The organism is Acinetobacter sp. L-24, from assembly GCF_056857555.1.
Genome location: NZ_JBSXNI010000043.1, coordinates 151,047 through 166,413, shown reverse-complemented (window position 1 = coordinate 166,413; position 15,367 = coordinate 151,047). Strand labels below are relative to the sequence as shown.

The following is a 15,367-nucleotide window of genomic DNA, read 5'->3' as shown; positions in this document are numbered from 1 at the left end:
GCCTTTTTACCATTTAAATATTATAGTTATCAATATCTTGTGTTTGTTGTTTTGTGCTATTTAAGCTATGTTATACGGGATTTTGGGGTTGAGATATTTGCTGTGAAGCTAAAAGTAATAATTCTAATAATAGGGGCAGCAGCTTTAGCTGGATGTAATAGCGTGAATCGGTTGAAATCAGAGGTGTTACATCCTTTTGCCAGTCCGGAAGAACTAATTGCCAAACGGGCTTTGAATCAACGTGATGGTAGTGCAAAAGATTATGTTTATCTTTGGGGACAAGCTCAGAAAAATAACACGACTCAGGCCATGTATCCGCGTTCGATACTGACGCAATATTGTCATGAACAGGGTGGTAAATTTTCACTGCTGTATAAAAGTAATTTTAGTGCAGTGGCAGATGTTGCCCAGCGTAAACGCCTGAGTGCCAATCGGGGTGTTGTACAAGGTAGTGGTGCCTATCAGTGTCGTATGGATGACCTGACTGAAAGCTGGATTGTCTCGATTGAGCCAACTTCTGAACGACAAGTTGATAAATCTAGCCAGACACGTAGTGTTCGACTATTCACCCAGGTCATGAGTCCTTCTCAAGCAAAAAACTTTTATCGTCCAACTAAAGCCAGGGTTGCTTTGGAGCAAACCAAACCTGCATCGATAAAAACTACGACTCCTCCTAAGACTCCTGCCGCAAAGACGACAAATGAGCTGAAGGAATCAGCACGTAAAGAACTGGAGAAGAAAGAATTAGAGCGAAAGGAATTAGAAAGAAAAGAGTTAGAGAAAAAAGAAGCAGAGAAAAAGCAGCTAGCAGCGGCATCAGCTCGAGCTGCGGTAGCAGAAACACCGCAACAAAATCAGATGAAGATTTATGTGGCAGCGCGACGTGATATTAACAGTGGCAAGAATCTGAATAATGCATGTAACAACGCCCAGCGTGCCTATAACTATGGCAAATTGCAGGGCACAGAGGGAACACGTGTCTATACTGAATCAGGGATGCTGGTTGCACGCTGTTTAACCAGTGTGCCGAGTTATAGCAGCCGTTTTTCCAATGCCAAAGGTCAGGCGGTAAAAATTTTGCAAAACCTGGCCAATAATTATAATCATGCCGGAGCAAAGAATATGCTCAGGCAGGTGAAGTAGGACTATTTTTTCCTTCTTAATCCATCCTCTTTCGAGAATCCTTAAAATACATTCTGAGGATGCTTTCACTCGCCTTTTTTTTAAAGTGGCGTCTTAAAAAATGCTGAACAGAGACGGGGATTTCTAATCTCAAACTCACATTTACACTCAATACACCTAATCAGATATCGGTCTTTTGCCCGTGGCTTGTGTATTGCCATAAATTACAGAGTAATAACACGGGCAAGGTGCGAGTCTATGATACAAAGTAGCTGATTGTTAAAAAAGAGATTCGCTTATGTCACGCCAAACTGAGGTTATCCGTCGCAGATTTACAGCTAAAATTCGGTGGGGATTAATGGCAATGGCCTTGATGGCTACCACCCAAATGGCTATTGCGGGGCCAACCGTCGAGCAGCTGAGTAACTGTCTGGTGAAATCCACCACGGCAGCAGATAAAACAACGGTGCTGCAATGGACCTTTGTTGCCTTATCTGCACATCCGGAATTGAAGAAATTCAGTAATGTGAATGAAGCACAAAGAATCCAGCTGGATAAAAATTTAGCCCAAGTATTGCAGCGTATATTGGTAGAGCAATGTTCTGCACAGACCAAAGCGGTAATTGCTGCGGAAGGCGTACAAGCGGTGGGTGACAGTTTTCAGGAACTTGGACGGATTACCGGTGAGGAAATTTTAGAAAATCCTGAAGTGAAAAGTCAGCTTAAAGGTGTGCTGCGTTATGTGGATTTAAATAAACTGGTGGTCACTTTCTTGACACCGGATGTGTGGAATAAGTTGGGTGAGTTAAGAGGGAAATAACTGATTGAATGCATGCGTGCCAGGGTTCAATTATGGTATTTATTATGAATAACATAAATGAAAAGATAGGGGTTGTTATGTTCAAACGCACTGCTTTATTGGGTTTAAGTATGTTTATACTTCCTCCTGCGCTGTACGCAGGGGACAATGATTTGAGTCGGCAATACTCAAATTGTATGGATCGCTCAGGTGGCGTTACTGTAAATATGCTGGATTGTATTGCGGCCGAAACAGATCGCCAAGATACACGGTTAAATAATGCCTATAAACAGACGATGGCATCGCTGAATGCAAACCGTAAAAAACAGCTTCAAGAGGTTCAGCGTCTCTGGATTCGCTATCGTGATGCCAATTGCGATTTTTATGCCGACCCGAATGGAGGGACGATTGCAACTGTAAATAGCAATAGTTGTTACATGGAAGCGACTGCCGCACGTGCGACTGAATTAGAAAATTTAAGAGAAGAGTATTAATTTAAAAAAATCCTCTCCCTAGCCCTCATCCTTTCTTGCGCTTCATTTTAAAGCAGTGCTTTAAAACTTGCTCAGGAGAGGGAACCACGCGTATCAATTGATGACGTGGCAAGTCCTCCTTTGAAAAAGGGGGATTTGGGGGGATTAATGATTACAATAAATCAGGATAAAATTTCTCAAATTCTTTATTCACAGCTTCACCACGCAGCAAATAGCCTTTGGGTTGAATATAACTATAAATTTCGCGTGCAGGTTGTTCATGCCAACCAATATTAAATGCACAAAGTTTTGGGAAAAATTGTAGGTGGTTTTAATTCAAATTATTATGAATCCAAAAGACGAGTTTTTGCCAATTGGCTTGATCTTTTTCATACAGTGCTAAAAATGATGGAATGACAATACACGCCGTTGCCCCATAACCTTTTGCATCGGGATAGTCCCAAATGTGGCTGGCAAAGTTTTTCTCGTTACTTGCGCAGTTATGTCCTTTTTCGTTGCCGAGTTGGTTGACGCTTGGCGAGCAATAGGCTGAACGAATCGCGATACGTCCAAACTTGTCTTGGAGTGGTTCGAGTAGTTGTTGACAGAGTTCCGTACCTGTACGAATAGCAATGTCAGGATGATCGGGGAAGTTGGGTACACCGTACCAGTTGGCGATTTCGCTATAGAGGAAGTCACGCATAAATAAAGACTTTGAAAGCTGAATACGTCCTAAGTCTTCAAGTTTGGCAATTGAGGATACTTTTTTGATGGATATGTTGTTTTGGTTAGGTGTATTTCATTCTTAAGTTAAAGTTATTTTTGAAAAAAAGATCTTTGATTAAACTAGATTTTTTACATTACAAGCGGATTTTTAAATCGTATAATATAAAATTACTCTAATAATTAGATGTTTATGCTCTTAGATTTAAATGAGGGGAAATTTGTAATTGGAACTTTTTTCAAATAAATATCTTTATTATTTTACATGTTTAGTTGCTGATCTAATTTACTTAATCTGGTTCGTATGGTGTATGTTTTTTCCTAAAAAGCTCTTGCAAAAAATTGCTATTTTTATTGTAGTCTACATTTTTTTAACTTTAGCATTAACTATTCTCTATTTTTATTTAGGTAGTTTGTATCCTGAAGATCTTGGGTTAAATAGTAAGGATGTAGCTAAATGGTCGAGATATGATCTTATTTCTATATTTTTAGGTGTTGGGGCATTTATGGCACCTATTGCGGTTTTACTGGGATTTGATTTATGGAAAAGACAGTTATTTGAAACCTCTAAAATAAAAATGTTAGGTGAATTAAAGAACATCGTATCCAAACAAAGAGAAATTACAGCGAAATATAGGTTAAGTGATAATGCTGAAAATCTTCGAAATCGAGAAGATGCTGTTTTTAAAGCGAATGAGAAAAAATGGTCTGATGAATTTGAAAACTATCGTTGGGAAATTATGAAAATTTTAGAAACTGATGGTTTTTATATAGGGGTTGACAGTAATGAAATTAAAAAATTATATGAGTTGAATAACTCAACATTGGACATAATCACAAAACTTGAATCAGCAGCAATGCAACTCAGGTTTTGTTGGATTGGTAATGCTACTATTGATAAGCAAGAAGATGAAAAGGATCAGGATGATAATACAGTAATTTTGAAAAGAATCTTCTTAATAAGTCCTACTAACATCTGTGTAAAAATAAATTTAGATCGAAATCCCAATTTAAAAGAAGTTTTTTCAGACTATGAAAAAGAAGTCATTTATAAAAGACTAAATGATTTTTATGATTATTTAAATATTCTATTAAAAGAAGCATATCTTTAAGAAAAAACCCGCTCTAAAGCGGGTTTTTTTATTCCAAAATCAATCAGCCTTAACCAATCAATTTCTTCATCAATTCATTCACTTGAGCAGGGTTAGCCTTACCACGTGATGCTTTCATCACTTGACCAACTAGACCGTTGAAAGCTTTCTCTTTACCAGATTTATACTCTTCAACCATCTTCTCGTTAGCAGCAAGCACTTCTTTAATGATTGCTTCAATCGCGCCTGTATCAGTTTCCTGTTTCAAGCCTTTTTCCGCAATGATTTCGTCCGCAGTTTTGCCTTCTTCCCACATAAAGCCGAACACTTGTTTCGCGATCTTACCGCTAATAGTGTTGTCGACAATACGCGCAATCATACCGCCCAATTTCTCACTCGACACAGGAGAGTCGGCAAGGTCTAGGCCAGCTTTGTTTAAAGCACCGGAGAATTCACCCATTACCCAGTTTGCAGCAATTTTACCTTGTGCAGCGCCGCCAGCAGCTTTTACCACATCTTCGTAAAACTCTGACATTTCACGAGTCAGGGTCAGTACGTGAGCATCATACTCAGTCACACCGAAGTCAGCCACGAAACGCGCACGACGAGCAGCAGGCAGCTCAGGCATTTGCGCTTTAATCGCTTCGATTTGCGCATCTGGAATCACCACAGGCAACAAGTCAGGATCCGGGAAGTAGCGGTAATCGTTCGCTTCTTCTTTAGAACGCATTGAACGCGTTTCCATTTTCACAGGGTCGAACAGACGCGTTTCCTGATCAATGGTGCCATCCCAGTCCAGAATTTCCATTTGACGTTCAATTTCAACATTGATCGCTTGTTCAATGAAACGGAATGAGTTCAGGTTTTTCAATTCACAACGTGTACCAAACGGTTGACCCGGACGACGTAACGACACGTTACAGTCACAACGGAACGAACCCTCCGCCATGTTACCGTCAGAAATACCTAACCAGCGCACTAAAGTGTGAATTGCCTTGATATAAGCAACCGCTTCTTCAACCGAACGCATATCCGGTTCAGAAACGATTTCAAGCAGCGGCGTACCGGCACGGTTCAAGTCAATGCCTGACATACCTTCGAACTGGTCATGAATCGATTTACCTGCATCTTCCTCAAGGTGCGCACGGGTTACGCCAATGCGTTTAACCGTGCCATCTTCAAGCTGGATGTCGATATGACCCAAGCCCACAATCGGGTTGTCCATCTGGCTGATCTGATAGCCTTTTGGAGAGTCCGGATAGAAGTAGTTTTTACGCGCAAATACAGACGCCTGATCGATGTAAGCATCGATACCCAGACCAAAGCGAATCGCAAGATCAACCACTTCTTTGTTTAATACCGGTAATACGCCCGGCATAGCCAAATCAACCAGGCTGGCTTGCGTGTTTGGATCATTACCGAAAACAGTCGATGAACCTGAAAAAATTTTGGTATTGGTGGCAAGCTGAGTGTGAATCTCGATACCAATAACGACTTCCCAACCATCAATCAGGTTGGATTTTGGTTTAGCCGATTTTTGAGCTTGAGCCATTATGCGTTCTCCTCAGCAATTGCAGCGCGTTTTGTATGCCAATCGGTGGCCTGTTGATACTGGTGTACCACAGACAACAATTGAGATTCTGACCAGTAATTACCAATCAGCTGTAAGCCAACTGGCAAGTTATTTTGGTCAAAACCGACAGGCGCGTTAATCGCAGGAAGACCTGCCAGATTTACCGCAAGCGTGTAAATATCGCCCAGGTACATTTCAACTGGCGTTAAATCTGCACCAATTTTATAGGCAGTCGTTGGCGCAGAAGGTGCTGCAATGACATCGACCGATTCAAATGCTTTAAGGAAATCTTGCTGGATCAGGCGACGTACTTTCTGTGCTTTTACATAGTAAGCATCGTAATAACCTGCAGATAGGGCATACGTACCAATCAGGATACGGCGTTGCACTTCTGCACCAAAACCTTCTGAACGTGAACGCTTGTACAGGTCCATCAGGTCCACAGGATTTTCTGCGCGATAGCCATAACGTACGCCATCAAAACGTGATAGGTTCGAAGAAGCTTCGGCAGGTGCGATCAGGTAATAAGTCGGAACATAGCTTTCAGTCATGTTGAGGTCGATCTCAACAAGCGTAGCGCCCATTTCTTCTAACTTTTTAAGTGATTCTTCGACACGTGCTTTAACATCTTCAGCTAGGCCAGCAACATTAAAATACTGTTTTGGAATACCAATGCGTAAACCTTTTACTGAGGTAGCGTTCAGGTTCGCGACATAGTTATCTACCACTTGATCCATTGAAGTTGAATCTTTGGCATCATGACCGGCCATGACATTCATCAGGTAAGCACAGTCTTCTGCAGAACGTGCCATTGGACCACCTTGGTCTAGTGATGATGCATAGGCAATCATACCGAAGCGCGATACACGACCGTAAGTCGGTTTAAGACCGGTCAGACCACAGAATGATGCAGGTTGACGGATTGAACCACCGGTGTCAGTACCAGTTGCAAATGGTGCCAAATCCGCTGCCACAGCTGCTGCAGAACCGCCTGAAGAACCACCAGGGACATGGCCCAGGTTCCAAGGGTTGGCAGTTGCGCCGTAATATGAGTTCTCAGAGGTCGAACCCATCGCGAATTCGTCCATGTTCACTTTACCCAAAGTGACCAGGCCCGCAGCTTTACCTTTCGCTACAACGGTTGCGTCGTAAGGAGAGATAAAATTGTCCAGCATTTTTGAACCGGCAGTGGTTTTAATGCCTTGGGTACAGAAAATGTCTTTGTGGGCAACTGGCACACCAGTCAGGGCAGAGGCATTGCCAGCTTTGATTGCAGCATCGGCAGCATCAGCTTCAGCCAACGCCTGTTCAGCAGTCACCGTCACATAAGCCTTAACCTGTGCATCAATTTTTGCAATGCGTTTTAAGTAATGTTCAGTCAATTCGCGAGATGAAAACTGGGCATTTGCCAGACCTTCACTAAGTTCACGAATGGATAAGCGATGTAAATCTGTCATGAGAAATAATTCTTTACGTTTAATTTAATAAAAAGAATGAACTGGGTAGTAATTACTCAATCACGCGCGGTACGAGGTACAAGCCATCCTGAACAGCTGGTGCAACTGCCTGGTATTGCTCACGATGATTGGTTTCGGTAACCACATCATCACGTAGCGGCTGAGGGTGGTCGAAAGGGCTTTTCAGGGGTTCAACACCATCGGTATTGATGCCTTTCAGGGTTTCCATCATGCCTAAAATTTTATTTAAACTTTGAGCATATTCAGCAGATTGCGTATCATTGAGAGATAACCGTGCAAGGTTGGCAATAGCTGAAACTGTTTCTGCACTTAAATCTGCAGAATGCTGTGCATCCGATGTAGACATAATATTACCTAATCAGTATTAAAAAAATTCAAATTATCATGCGTTATGATAAGCGATTGACTTGTCCAAATCATCACATTTAGTTAAAGTGGCCACCTTGCGTCCATATAAAGTTTAACTGAGAACGTCCCCGTGATTCTAAAACGACTAATAGGCTTGTTTTCGCCCGATCTTGCCATTGATTTAGGTACAGCAAATACACTTATTTATGCGCCAGGACGAGGCATTATATTAAATGAACCAACGGTTGTAGCCATCCGTCATAGTGGTTCACATAAAATTGTTGCGGCAGTCGGTCTTGAAGCGAAGCAAATGCTAGGTCGTACCCCAGCCAATATCTCAGCGATCCGTCCCATGAAAGACGGGGTGATTGCGGATTTTGAAGTCACTGAGACCATGCTGAATCAGTTTATTCGCAAAGTACATGAAAACCGTTTATTTACTCCAGCACCGCGTGTCGTGGTTTGTGTGCCATGTAAGTCGACTCTGGTTGAGCGCCGCGCCATTCGTGAAGCCGTGTTTAATGCGGGCGCACGTGATGTGCGTTTAATCGAAGAGCCAATGGCAGCAGCGATTGGTGCAGGGATGCCAGTTGAGCAGGCCTGTGGTTCGATGGTCGTCGATGTTGGTGGTGGTACGACTGAAATTGCAATCATTTCCCTACAAGGTTGTGTTTATGCCGATTCTTTACGTATCGGCGGTGATGTCTTTGATGAACAGATCATTAACTACGTGCGTAAAGCGCATGGCTGTGTGATCGGTGAAACTACGGCTGAAGTGATCAAAAAAGAAGTCGGTATGGCTTTGCCTGATGAAGGTGCTAAACCGCTGGAAATTGAAGTTCGTGGTCGTAACCTCGCAGAAGGTGTGCCTCGCGCGATTGTGGTCAATTCAGACGAAGTGACCCAAGCGATTTCTGATCCATTGCAAAACATCGTGTCTGCTGTGAAATCTGCTTTAGAACATACCCCTCCTGAGCTTTCTTCGGACATCGCTGAACGTGGTATCGTGTTAACTGGTGGTGGTGCATTACTGCGTAACCTGGACAAGCTGCTTGCCAAAGAAACTGGCCTGCCGGTGGTGGTGGCAGAAGATCCACTATCATGCGTGACACGTGGTGGCGGCAAGGTACTCGAATTTTTCGACAACCCAAATCATGACATGTTATTCGTAGGCTAAGAAAAGGATCCGGCGGGTGCAAGCACATCTGTTTTCTCGACAACCGCCATCTTTTCGCTCTTTTATCATTGCATTGGTAACATGCTTGGTGGTGCTTTTCTTTGATTGGCGCATGCCGCATGTTGTTCAACCTGCAAGGGATGTCCTGTACGCTGCTTATAATCCTATTTATGCGGTGGCCAGCTATCCGGTATTGTCGCGAGAGTGGTTGAATCAACAAACCAAGTCTGAAGCTCAATTGCGTCGGGAAAATACCGCGATGCAGGCCGAGCTGTTACAGGCACAGGTACGCTTACAAAAAATCTCTGAACTTTCTGCTGAAAATACCCGTTTGCGCGGTCTATTGGACACGCCGCTGATCATTGATGGGCGTATTGAAATTGCCGAAGTGATTGGTACCGATGCCGATCCATTACGGCATATTATCGTGATCAACCGGGGTTCAAATAACGAGCTGAAAGTCGGGCAAACGGTACTGGATGACAAGGGTATCATGGGACAGATTATCAATGTCTATCCGCATAGTAGCCGGGTCATGCTGTTGTCCGATAAAGAACATTCACTGTCAGTGCGCCTGGAACATACCGGTATGCGTGCCATTGTTTCGGGCACAGGTGATCTGGGACGTTTAAAAATGGAATATGTACCGACCAGTGCCAATATCAAGGTTGGTGAAAAAGTCTATAGTTCGGGCTTGGGACAACATTTCCCGGCAGGTTATCTGGTGGGGCAGGTGTCTAAAGTACAACGGCATAATTCCGGTGAATTTGCCCAGATTGATGTCACGCCTGCAGCCCAACTGGCTGGTGGACATCATGTGGTGGTGTTATTTTCCGATTCATTAGCGATGGAGCAACCGCATGTCAATCGCTAAGATGAAATCCAGAAAGCATCGTGATCCTTTAATGGCTATTGTCATTTCGGTGATTGTGGCTTCTATTTTAATGGTCTATCCACTTTCCTATAATCTCTCGGGCTGGCGTCCGCTGTTTATGCTGATGATCATGCTTTTCTGGGTGCTGTGCCAGCCGACCTGGTGTGGGATCTGGTTTGCCTTTGGTACCGGTATTTTTATTGATCTGCTGCTGGATGCACCTTTGGGTCTGAATGCGCTGAGCTTTATCATTATTGCCTTTTTAGCCCGCTTTCTAACCCGTGAGCGCCGTATTCTGACCTTTAATAATCTCTGGGTGATTATGGGGCTGGCGATTGTCGCGCATCTGCTAATGATCTTTTTTTCCCAGATTGTGGCTGGCGTGCAATTTTCTTATGCAAGGCACTGGATTCCGATGCTGACCAGTATTCTGGTTTGGCCTGCTATTTATTATGTGCTCAAAAAATGGCGCGTATAATTCTCGCTTCGAGCTCACCCCAGCGCCGCGAGTTGTTACAGCAACTCGGGCTGAGCTTCGATATTTACAGCCCAGAAATTGACGAATCGGTACAAGCAGGCGAGTCGGTCGCAGCCTATGTTGAACGTCTGGCAAGAGCCAAAGCGGATGCCGTGGCCGAGCGTTATCCGGATGCCATCATCATCGCTGCGGATACCAGTCTAGGGGTGGATCAGGAGATTTTGGGCAAGCCTGAATCCAAACAACATGCGATTGAAATGTGGACAAAAATCTCCGGTCGGTGGCATGATGTATATAGCGGTGTCTGTGTTCGTACAAAGCATGAAAAATACAGTATAGTGGTACGCACACAGGTCGAATTTCAAATCCTGAGCGCTGCAGATATGGAAAGTTACTGGGCGACAGGTGAGCCACTGGGTAAAGCAGGGGCTTATGCAATTCAAGGAATTGCAGCACGTTATATTCCAAAAATACAGGGCAGTTATTCCAATGTGGTTGGCTTGCCTTTATATGAGACAGTACAGTTATTACAGACGGTTAAGGCACTAAATTAACTGCTGAAAAGAATTCTTATAATGTTTTGAGTGTAGTTATGTCTGACGAGTTGTTGATTAACGTCACGCCGATGGAATGTCGGGTCGCGTTAATTGAAAACGGCACGGTCAATGAACTGTTTGTCGAGCGTACGGCCAAGCGTGGCCTGGTAGGGAATGTCTATAAAGGAAAAGTGGTGCGGGTCTTACCCGGCATGCAGGCTGCTTTCGTGGATATCGGACTTTCTCGTACTGCGTTTTTACATATCAATGATATGGTCTGGCCCCGCAATCAACCGACGCCGAATGTTTTTGAGCTGCTTCAACCGGGACAAGTCCTCACGGTTCAGGTGATGAAAGATATGCTCGGTACCAAAGGCGCACGCCTGTCTACCGATCTGTCGATTCCTTCGCGTTATTTGGTGCTGATGCCATATGGCAATCATATAGGTGTATCACAACGGATTGAATCTGAGGAAGAGCGCAATCGCTTGCGTTCCATCATTGAGCGGATTCAGGCAGAACATAAGCTGCCGGGTTCAGTGATTGTGCGTACTGCGGCAGAAGGGATTGAAGAAGAAGCCATCGCACAGGATATGGCTTATCTGGCCAAGCTTTGGGAATATATCCAGCGCAAGCAGAAGATTATTGCAGTACCGTCTTTGATCTTTGAAGAATTGCCTTTGCCGCAACGGGTGATTCGTGATCTGGCCAATGAAGAAACTGCTAAAATTTACGTGGATTCACGTGAAATTCATGCCAAGTTGCAGGAATTTGTCGAAGAATTTGTCCCGAACATGAAAGACCGTTTGCTGCATTATCCGGGCGAGCGGCCAATTTTCGACTTGTATAATGTCGAAGAAGATCTGCAAAAGGCATTGCAAACTCGTGTCGCATTGAAGTCTGGCGGTTATCTGATGATTGACCAGACTGAAGCCATGGCCACAATTGATGTCAATACCGGTTCTTATGTTGGTGGTCGTTCGCTGGAAGATACGGTTTTTAAAACCAATATGGAAGCGACCGATGTCATCGCACGTCAGTTACGGCTGCGTAATCTTGGCGGAATTATTATCATTGATTTCATTGATATGCAGGAAGCGCAGCATCGTGAAGAAGTAATGAAACAGTTTGAGCGCATGCTGGAACGTGACCATGCCAAGACCAAGATTACTCAGGTATCGGAACTGGGCCTGGTAGAAATGACCCGGAAACGCACCCGTGAGTCGCTGGAACATTTGCTCTGTGAATCTTGTCCGACCTGTCAGGGACGTGGTTATGTCAAAACAGCCGAGTCAGTATGTTACGAAATATTTAGGGAAATTCTGCGTTATGCCCGTGCTTATGAGTCACAGAGTGGCTTTACTGTCGTCGCGCATCCTGCTGTCATTGATCGATTATTGACGGCAGAAGCGCCTGCAGTCGCTGATCTAGAACATTTCATTAATCGTGTGATTAAGTTCCAAGTGGAAAATCTGTATACGCAAGAGCAATACGATATCATTCTCAGCTGAAATTGTAACAGAATATCGTTAAACACTTGTTACATCTGAAATTTTACAACCGGGCCTTTATTTACAATACTAGATGCATGAATTAGCCAAAGCCGTTTCTCCCAGTTTCAGGCTTAGCAAAAGGAGTGTGTGATGAGTATGAGTAAAGCAGTAATCCATAAAGGCCTAAAACACGTATTAGAACCAAAGACTGTACATGCGGGATATATCGTTGATGAGCGCGGTAATGAAGTTCAGATTACCGCGAGCATGATCCGTAACGTCTGCCATCAATTATTACAACAGTGCCGTACTATTAAAAGCTGATTATATTTGTGCATTGTTTTTAACTTGTCAAAAAATGATTTGGATAGACGTTTAAATAGAGAAGTCATCCAAAATTTCTAAAATAATTTAAAAAGATTCCAAAAAATAAAGAAAAGGGACCAGATCGGTCCCTTTATTCTGTGCTCAAAGACTGGCAAAAATGATCAGCATCTTTGGCAGTCCATCTATCTTATTTATTCATCCGCGGCTAGCTTACCGCTCGTAACTTTGGGACAGGTTCGCCATCTACAATAAGTTCAAAACGTTGAATTTCTTCTTCCAGATGTGTCAGCAAGTTCTGCATTTTCGGCAGGGCATTACGACATGCGGTCAAGCCGACTTCCAGTTTGTCTAGATAGCTGGTCATGGTGATATTCAAGGCCTGACCATCCAGTACGATAGAAGCCGGATAAAGTGCTTCAAGACGGGCACCATTCCAGTAAAGGGGCTCTTGTGGTCCAGGTACATTGGAAATAATCACGTTAAACGCCTGACGTGTCGGCATTAAACCGGAGGCAATATTCAGACCTGCTGCACCATAGACAAAGGCACTATAGTTCAAAATCTGGTTGGCATTCATGCGTTTGAAGCGCTCTTTGGCACTCAGCACACTGCGGCGTACGATCTTGAGACGTTCTAGCGGATCTTCTTTATGCGTGCCCAGATTGGCCAGAATCATGGTAATACGGTTGGATATATCTGAATCGTCACTGCGAACAGAAGCTGGAACCATAGCAATTAACGGTTTTTTCGGTAAGGCATTTTGCGATAATAAATATTCACGTAATGCACCTGAACAAATGGCCAAGACAATATCATTAATGGTCACGCCCAATGCCTTAGAAATATGACGTAAACGTGAAAATTCGAAAGACTGGGCTGCAAAGCGACGTGAAGCACTGACGCGTTGATTCAGAATACTGCTTGGCGCCTGAAAGCTGGATACATAATCCGGATTGCGTCCCATATCTTTCATGACGGTTTGCGACAGTTCATAAGCAACTCGTGGCGCACATTCCAGTTGCCCCTTAATGGTCTGCAGGACATTTTTAAACCTGTTCACTTTAGGTGCTTTAAGGCGTTTGGCACGTGGCCCTTCCACACACCATGGCGGTACAATACTCTTGGCATTTGGATCATGTGAAAGCGACTTTTCTACCAGACGCATGCCAGCGATTCCATCCACCATAGCATGGTGAATTTTGAAATACATGGCAAAACGATTACCTTCAATGCCCTCAATGATATGACAGGTCCATAAAGGTTTGGCACGATCAATCAGGGCACTATGTTCTTGTGAAATATAGGTCAGCAATTCACGGATACGGCCCGGTTTTGGCAGGGCAATATGACGAAAATGATGATCTAAATCAAATTCCTGGTCTTCATCCCAAAACAGGCCGTTTAAATAATTGTTAAAAGGTGGGATTGGAGAGCATTTCGAATTTTGGATATCCGTGACTAGATCCTGAATAAAGGAAGCTGACGCATTGTCGGGAATTTGGAATAAAAATAGTCCACCTACATGCATAGGCTGCTGCCGTTTCTCTAAAGTTAAGAAAATAAAATCAATTGGATGTAATGGACGCATAGCGTGGATTGCCTCACTGCATTCTCTATGGCTTTTTTGCTAAAAGGCCTTGTTAGAATTATTACTTTAGTTTTTAAAGTATATCTTTTTTAGCATATAAATGAACTGCTTTATCTTGCCTCAACTGTGAAAAAGTGGCTATTGACAAGAACAAAATATCTTCCTAAGTTTATGAAATGTGAAAATTTTAGTTTTAAAATAGATTTCTAAAAATAGTATTTTCTAGGCGAAGTGGAGTGTAACTTAATAATTATGTGTTATTAGAAGAATAGCATTGTGTTCAATTTCACATTTTATGCAAATAAATCAATGAGCTAAAATTTTATCAATTCTTTAATTAAAATAATATTATCCCGATAAAAGGTAATTTCTATCTTGTCACTAAATGTAAAATTATCAATTAAAAAGACTATCTTTATCAAAAATAGTCTTTTAATCAATAGGAACGATAAAACTTAACTTTATTTTTTTAGATTGCCAGCATGTAAGCCACATTCTTTATGGGTAGCTTCTTCCCACCACCAGCGACCTTCGCGTTCATGCTGATTTGGCAGCACAGGGCGAGTGCAGGGCTCACAGCCGATAGAAACAAAACCTTTCTCATGTAGGGCATTATAAGGGACTTCCATCATACGGATATAACTCCAGACATCCGCACTGGACCAGTTGGCAAGAGGATTGTACTTGATCAACTGTTTTCCCGGACCGGAAAAACCTGGATCGGCCTGAACCACTGGAATTTCATTGCGTGTACCCGGACTTTGGTCTTTGCGCTGACCGGTAATCCAGCCGTCCAGCGTGGCCAGTTTTTTACGTAGCGGTTGAACCTTGCGTATACCGCAACATTCCTGATGGCCATCTTCAAAGAAACTGAATAAACCTTTAGCGGTCACTAAATTTTGTACCGCATCCGTTTCAGGGAAGCAGATTTCAATCTCGATATTATAATGCTTACGCACCCGTTCAATAAACTGATAGGTTTCTGCATGTAGACGGCCAGTATCCAGACTGAATACCCGGAACGGTTTACCGAGATGCGACGCCATATCAATCAATACAACATCTTCAGCCCCAGAAAATGAAATCGCAATTTCACCCTGCTGGCTCAGTGCAAGTGCCAAAATTTCATTGGGCGATTTATCTGCATATTCAGATGCAAACGCATCAATACGATCAATAGTAGGAATGATGGTCATGAGAGTCCTGGCGATATAGGCTTGGAAAGGACATAGCCTATATTAATTAATTTCACATCTATTTTAATAGAATTGATTTAGTTGACTTATC

General features: G+C 43.1%; 16 protein-coding genes. 10 read left to right on the top strand and 6 right to left on the bottom strand.

The window, feature by feature from the left end:
* Positions 1 to 162: 162 nt before the first annotated feature.
* From AC13CK_RS11100 to AC13CK_RS11090, 3 genes are all read left to right on the top strand, one after another.
* Positions 163 to 1,143 (top strand): hypothetical protein, encoded by a 981-nt coding sequence (locus AC13CK_RS11100; RefSeq protein ID WP_425879643.1) that lies wholly within the window; start codon positions 163 to 165, stop codon positions 1,141 to 1,143.
* Between the two features lie 277 nt (positions 1,144 to 1,420).
* The gene (locus tag AC13CK_RS11095) at positions 1,421 to 1,942 is read left to right on the top strand and encodes a hypothetical protein (protein ID WP_425879645.1); all 522 of its coding nucleotides are present in this window, start codon (positions 1,421 to 1,423) and stop codon (positions 1,940 to 1,942) included.
* Between the two features lie 77 nt (positions 1,943 to 2,019).
* Positions 2,020 to 2,415 (top strand): lysozyme inhibitor LprI family protein, encoded by a 396-nt coding sequence (locus tag AC13CK_RS11090; RefSeq protein ID WP_004279354.1) that lies wholly within the window; start codon positions 2,020 to 2,022, stop codon positions 2,413 to 2,415.
* Between the two features lie 310 nt (positions 2,416 to 2,725).
* On the opposite strand, the gene AC13CK_RS11085 is transcribed toward AC13CK_RS11090, so the two are convergent.
* Positions 2,726 to 3,097, bottom strand: coding sequence for a hypothetical protein (locus tag AC13CK_RS11085; protein ID WP_253112694.1), 372 nt, complete (start codon positions 3,095 to 3,097; stop codon positions 2,726 to 2,728).
* Positions 3,098 to 3,428: 331 nt separating this feature from the next.
* Here AC13CK_RS11085 and AC13CK_RS11080 point away from each other — a divergent pair, with 331 nt between their 5' ends.
* Entirely contained in the window at positions 3,429 to 4,229 is an 801-nt protein-coding gene (locus AC13CK_RS11080; RefSeq protein ID WP_219309939.1) for a hypothetical protein, read from the top strand.
* 49 nt (positions 4,230 to 4,278) lie between these two features.
* Here AC13CK_RS11080 and gatB read toward each other — a convergent pair whose 3' ends face one another.
* From gatB to gatC, 3 genes are read right to left on the bottom strand one after another with little or no spacing between them, the layout of a single operon-like run.
* A complete protein-coding gene (gene gatB, locus AC13CK_RS11075) occupies positions 4,279 to 5,760 on the bottom strand; it encodes an Asp-tRNA(Asn)/Glu-tRNA(Gln) amidotransferase subunit GatB (protein ID WP_253146871.1) in 1,482 nt (493 codons plus the stop codon).
* Positions 5,760 to 7,238, bottom strand: coding sequence for an Asp-tRNA(Asn)/Glu-tRNA(Gln) amidotransferase subunit GatA (gene gatA / locus AC13CK_RS11070; protein WP_085064471.1), 1,479 nt, complete (start codon positions 7,236 to 7,238; stop codon positions 5,760 to 5,762). Before gatA ends, gatB begins: the two co-directional genes overlap by 1 nt.
* Before the next feature lie 52 nt (positions 7,239 to 7,290).
* Positions 7,291 to 7,605, bottom strand: coding sequence for an Asp-tRNA(Asn)/Glu-tRNA(Gln) amidotransferase subunit GatC (gene gatC / locus AC13CK_RS11065; RefSeq protein ID WP_064095715.1), 315 nt, complete (start codon positions 7,603 to 7,605; stop codon positions 7,291 to 7,293).
* A gap of 132 nt (positions 7,606 to 7,737) precedes the next feature.
* Here gatC and AC13CK_RS11060 point away from each other — a divergent pair, with 132 nt between their 5' ends.
* The 6 genes from AC13CK_RS11060 (at position 7,738) to AC13CK_RS11035 (ending at position 12,489) form a co-directional block, all read left to right on the top strand.
* Complete coding sequence (locus AC13CK_RS11060; RefSeq protein ID WP_004279360.1) at positions 7,738 to 8,784, top strand: rod shape-determining protein; 1,047 nt, start codon at positions 7,738 to 7,740, stop codon at positions 8,782 to 8,784.
* Between the two features lie 16 nt (positions 8,785 to 8,800).
* The gene (gene mreC / locus AC13CK_RS11055; protein ID WP_004279362.1) at positions 8,801 to 9,658 is read left to right on the top strand and encodes a rod shape-determining protein MreC; all 858 of its coding nucleotides are present in this window, start codon (positions 8,801 to 8,803) and stop codon (positions 9,656 to 9,658) included.
* The gene (gene mreD / locus AC13CK_RS11050; protein WP_004279364.1) at positions 9,645 to 10,136 is read left to right on the top strand and encodes a rod shape-determining protein MreD; all 492 of its coding nucleotides are present in this window, start codon (positions 9,645 to 9,647) and stop codon (positions 10,134 to 10,136) included. Before mreC ends, mreD begins: the two co-directional genes overlap by 14 nt.
* A complete protein-coding gene (locus AC13CK_RS11045; RefSeq protein WP_425879650.1) occupies positions 10,124 to 10,690 on the top strand; it encodes a Maf-like protein in 567 nt (188 codons plus the stop codon). Before mreD ends, AC13CK_RS11045 begins: the two co-directional genes overlap by 13 nt.
* A 38-nt stretch (positions 10,691 to 10,728) precedes the next feature.
* Positions 10,729 to 12,183, top strand: a complete 1,455-nt coding sequence (rng, locus tag AC13CK_RS11040) for a ribonuclease G (RefSeq protein WP_004646221.1) — start codon at positions 10,729 to 10,731, stop codon at positions 12,181 to 12,183.
* 132 nt (positions 12,184 to 12,315) lie between these two features.
* Positions 12,316 to 12,489, top strand: coding sequence for a PA1571 family protein (locus AC13CK_RS11035; RefSeq protein WP_004646222.1), 174 nt, complete (start codon positions 12,316 to 12,318; stop codon positions 12,487 to 12,489).
* Between the two features lie 208 nt (positions 12,490 to 12,697).
* Here AC13CK_RS11035 and AC13CK_RS11030 read toward each other — a convergent pair whose 3' ends face one another.
* Both AC13CK_RS11030 and AC13CK_RS11025 read right to left on the bottom strand, forming a co-directional pair.
* Positions 12,698 to 14,080 carry a WS/DGAT/MGAT family O-acyltransferase gene (locus AC13CK_RS11030; protein WP_005104698.1) on the bottom strand — a complete coding sequence of 461 codons (1,383 nt, stop codon included), beginning with the start codon at positions 14,078 to 14,080 and terminating at the stop codon, positions 12,698 to 12,700.
* Between the two features lie 461 nt (positions 14,081 to 14,541).
* On the bottom strand, positions 14,542 to 15,276 hold the full coding sequence (locus tag AC13CK_RS11025; RefSeq protein WP_482831198.1) for a phosphoadenylyl-sulfate reductase: 735 nt from the start codon (positions 15,274 to 15,276) through the stop codon (positions 14,542 to 14,544).
* Positions 15,277 to 15,367 lie beyond the last annotated feature (91 nt).

Coding starts and splice junctions, on each gene's coding strand:
- gatC (WP_064095715.1), bottom strand. CDS start 7,605: ATGTCTACATCGGATGCACAGCATTCTGCAGATTTAAGTGCAGAAACA.
- AC13CK_RS11035 (WP_004646222.1), top strand. CDS start 12,316: ATGAGTATGAGTAAAGCAGTAATCCATAAAGGCCTAAAACACGTATTA.
- AC13CK_RS11080 (WP_219309939.1), top strand. CDS start 3,429: ATGTTTTTTCCTAAAAAGCTCTTGCAAAAAATTGCTATTTTTATTGTA.
- AC13CK_RS11045 (WP_425879650.1), top strand. CDS start 10,124: ATGGCGCGTATAATTCTCGCTTCGAGCTCACCCCAGCGCCGCGAGTTG.
- gatB (WP_253146871.1), bottom strand. CDS start 5,760: ATGGCTCAAGCTCAAAAATCGGCTAAACCAAAATCCAACCTGATTGAT.
- AC13CK_RS11030 (WP_005104698.1), bottom strand. CDS start 14,080: ATGCGTCCATTACATCCAATTGATTTTATTTTCTTAACTTTAGAGAAA.
- mreD (WP_004279364.1), top strand. CDS start 9,645: ATGTCAATCGCTAAGATGAAATCCAGAAAGCATCGTGATCCTTTAATG.
- AC13CK_RS11095 (WP_425879645.1), top strand. CDS start 1,421: ATGTCACGCCAAACTGAGGTTATCCGTCGCAGATTTACAGCTAAAATT.
- rng (WP_004646221.1), top strand. CDS start 10,729: ATGTCTGACGAGTTGTTGATTAACGTCACGCCGATGGAATGTCGGGTC.
- AC13CK_RS11085 (WP_253112694.1), bottom strand. CDS start 3,097: ATGCGTGACTTCCTCTATAGCGAAATCGCCAACTGGTACGGTGTACCC.
- AC13CK_RS11090 (WP_004279354.1), top strand. CDS start 2,020: ATGTTCAAACGCACTGCTTTATTGGGTTTAAGTATGTTTATACTTCCT.
- gatA (WP_085064471.1), bottom strand. CDS start 7,238: ATGACAGATTTACATCGCTTATCCATTCGTGAACTTAGTGAAGGTCTG.
- AC13CK_RS11025 (WP_482831198.1), bottom strand. CDS start 15,276: ATGACCATCATTCCTACTATTGATCGTATTGATGCGTTTGCATCTGAA.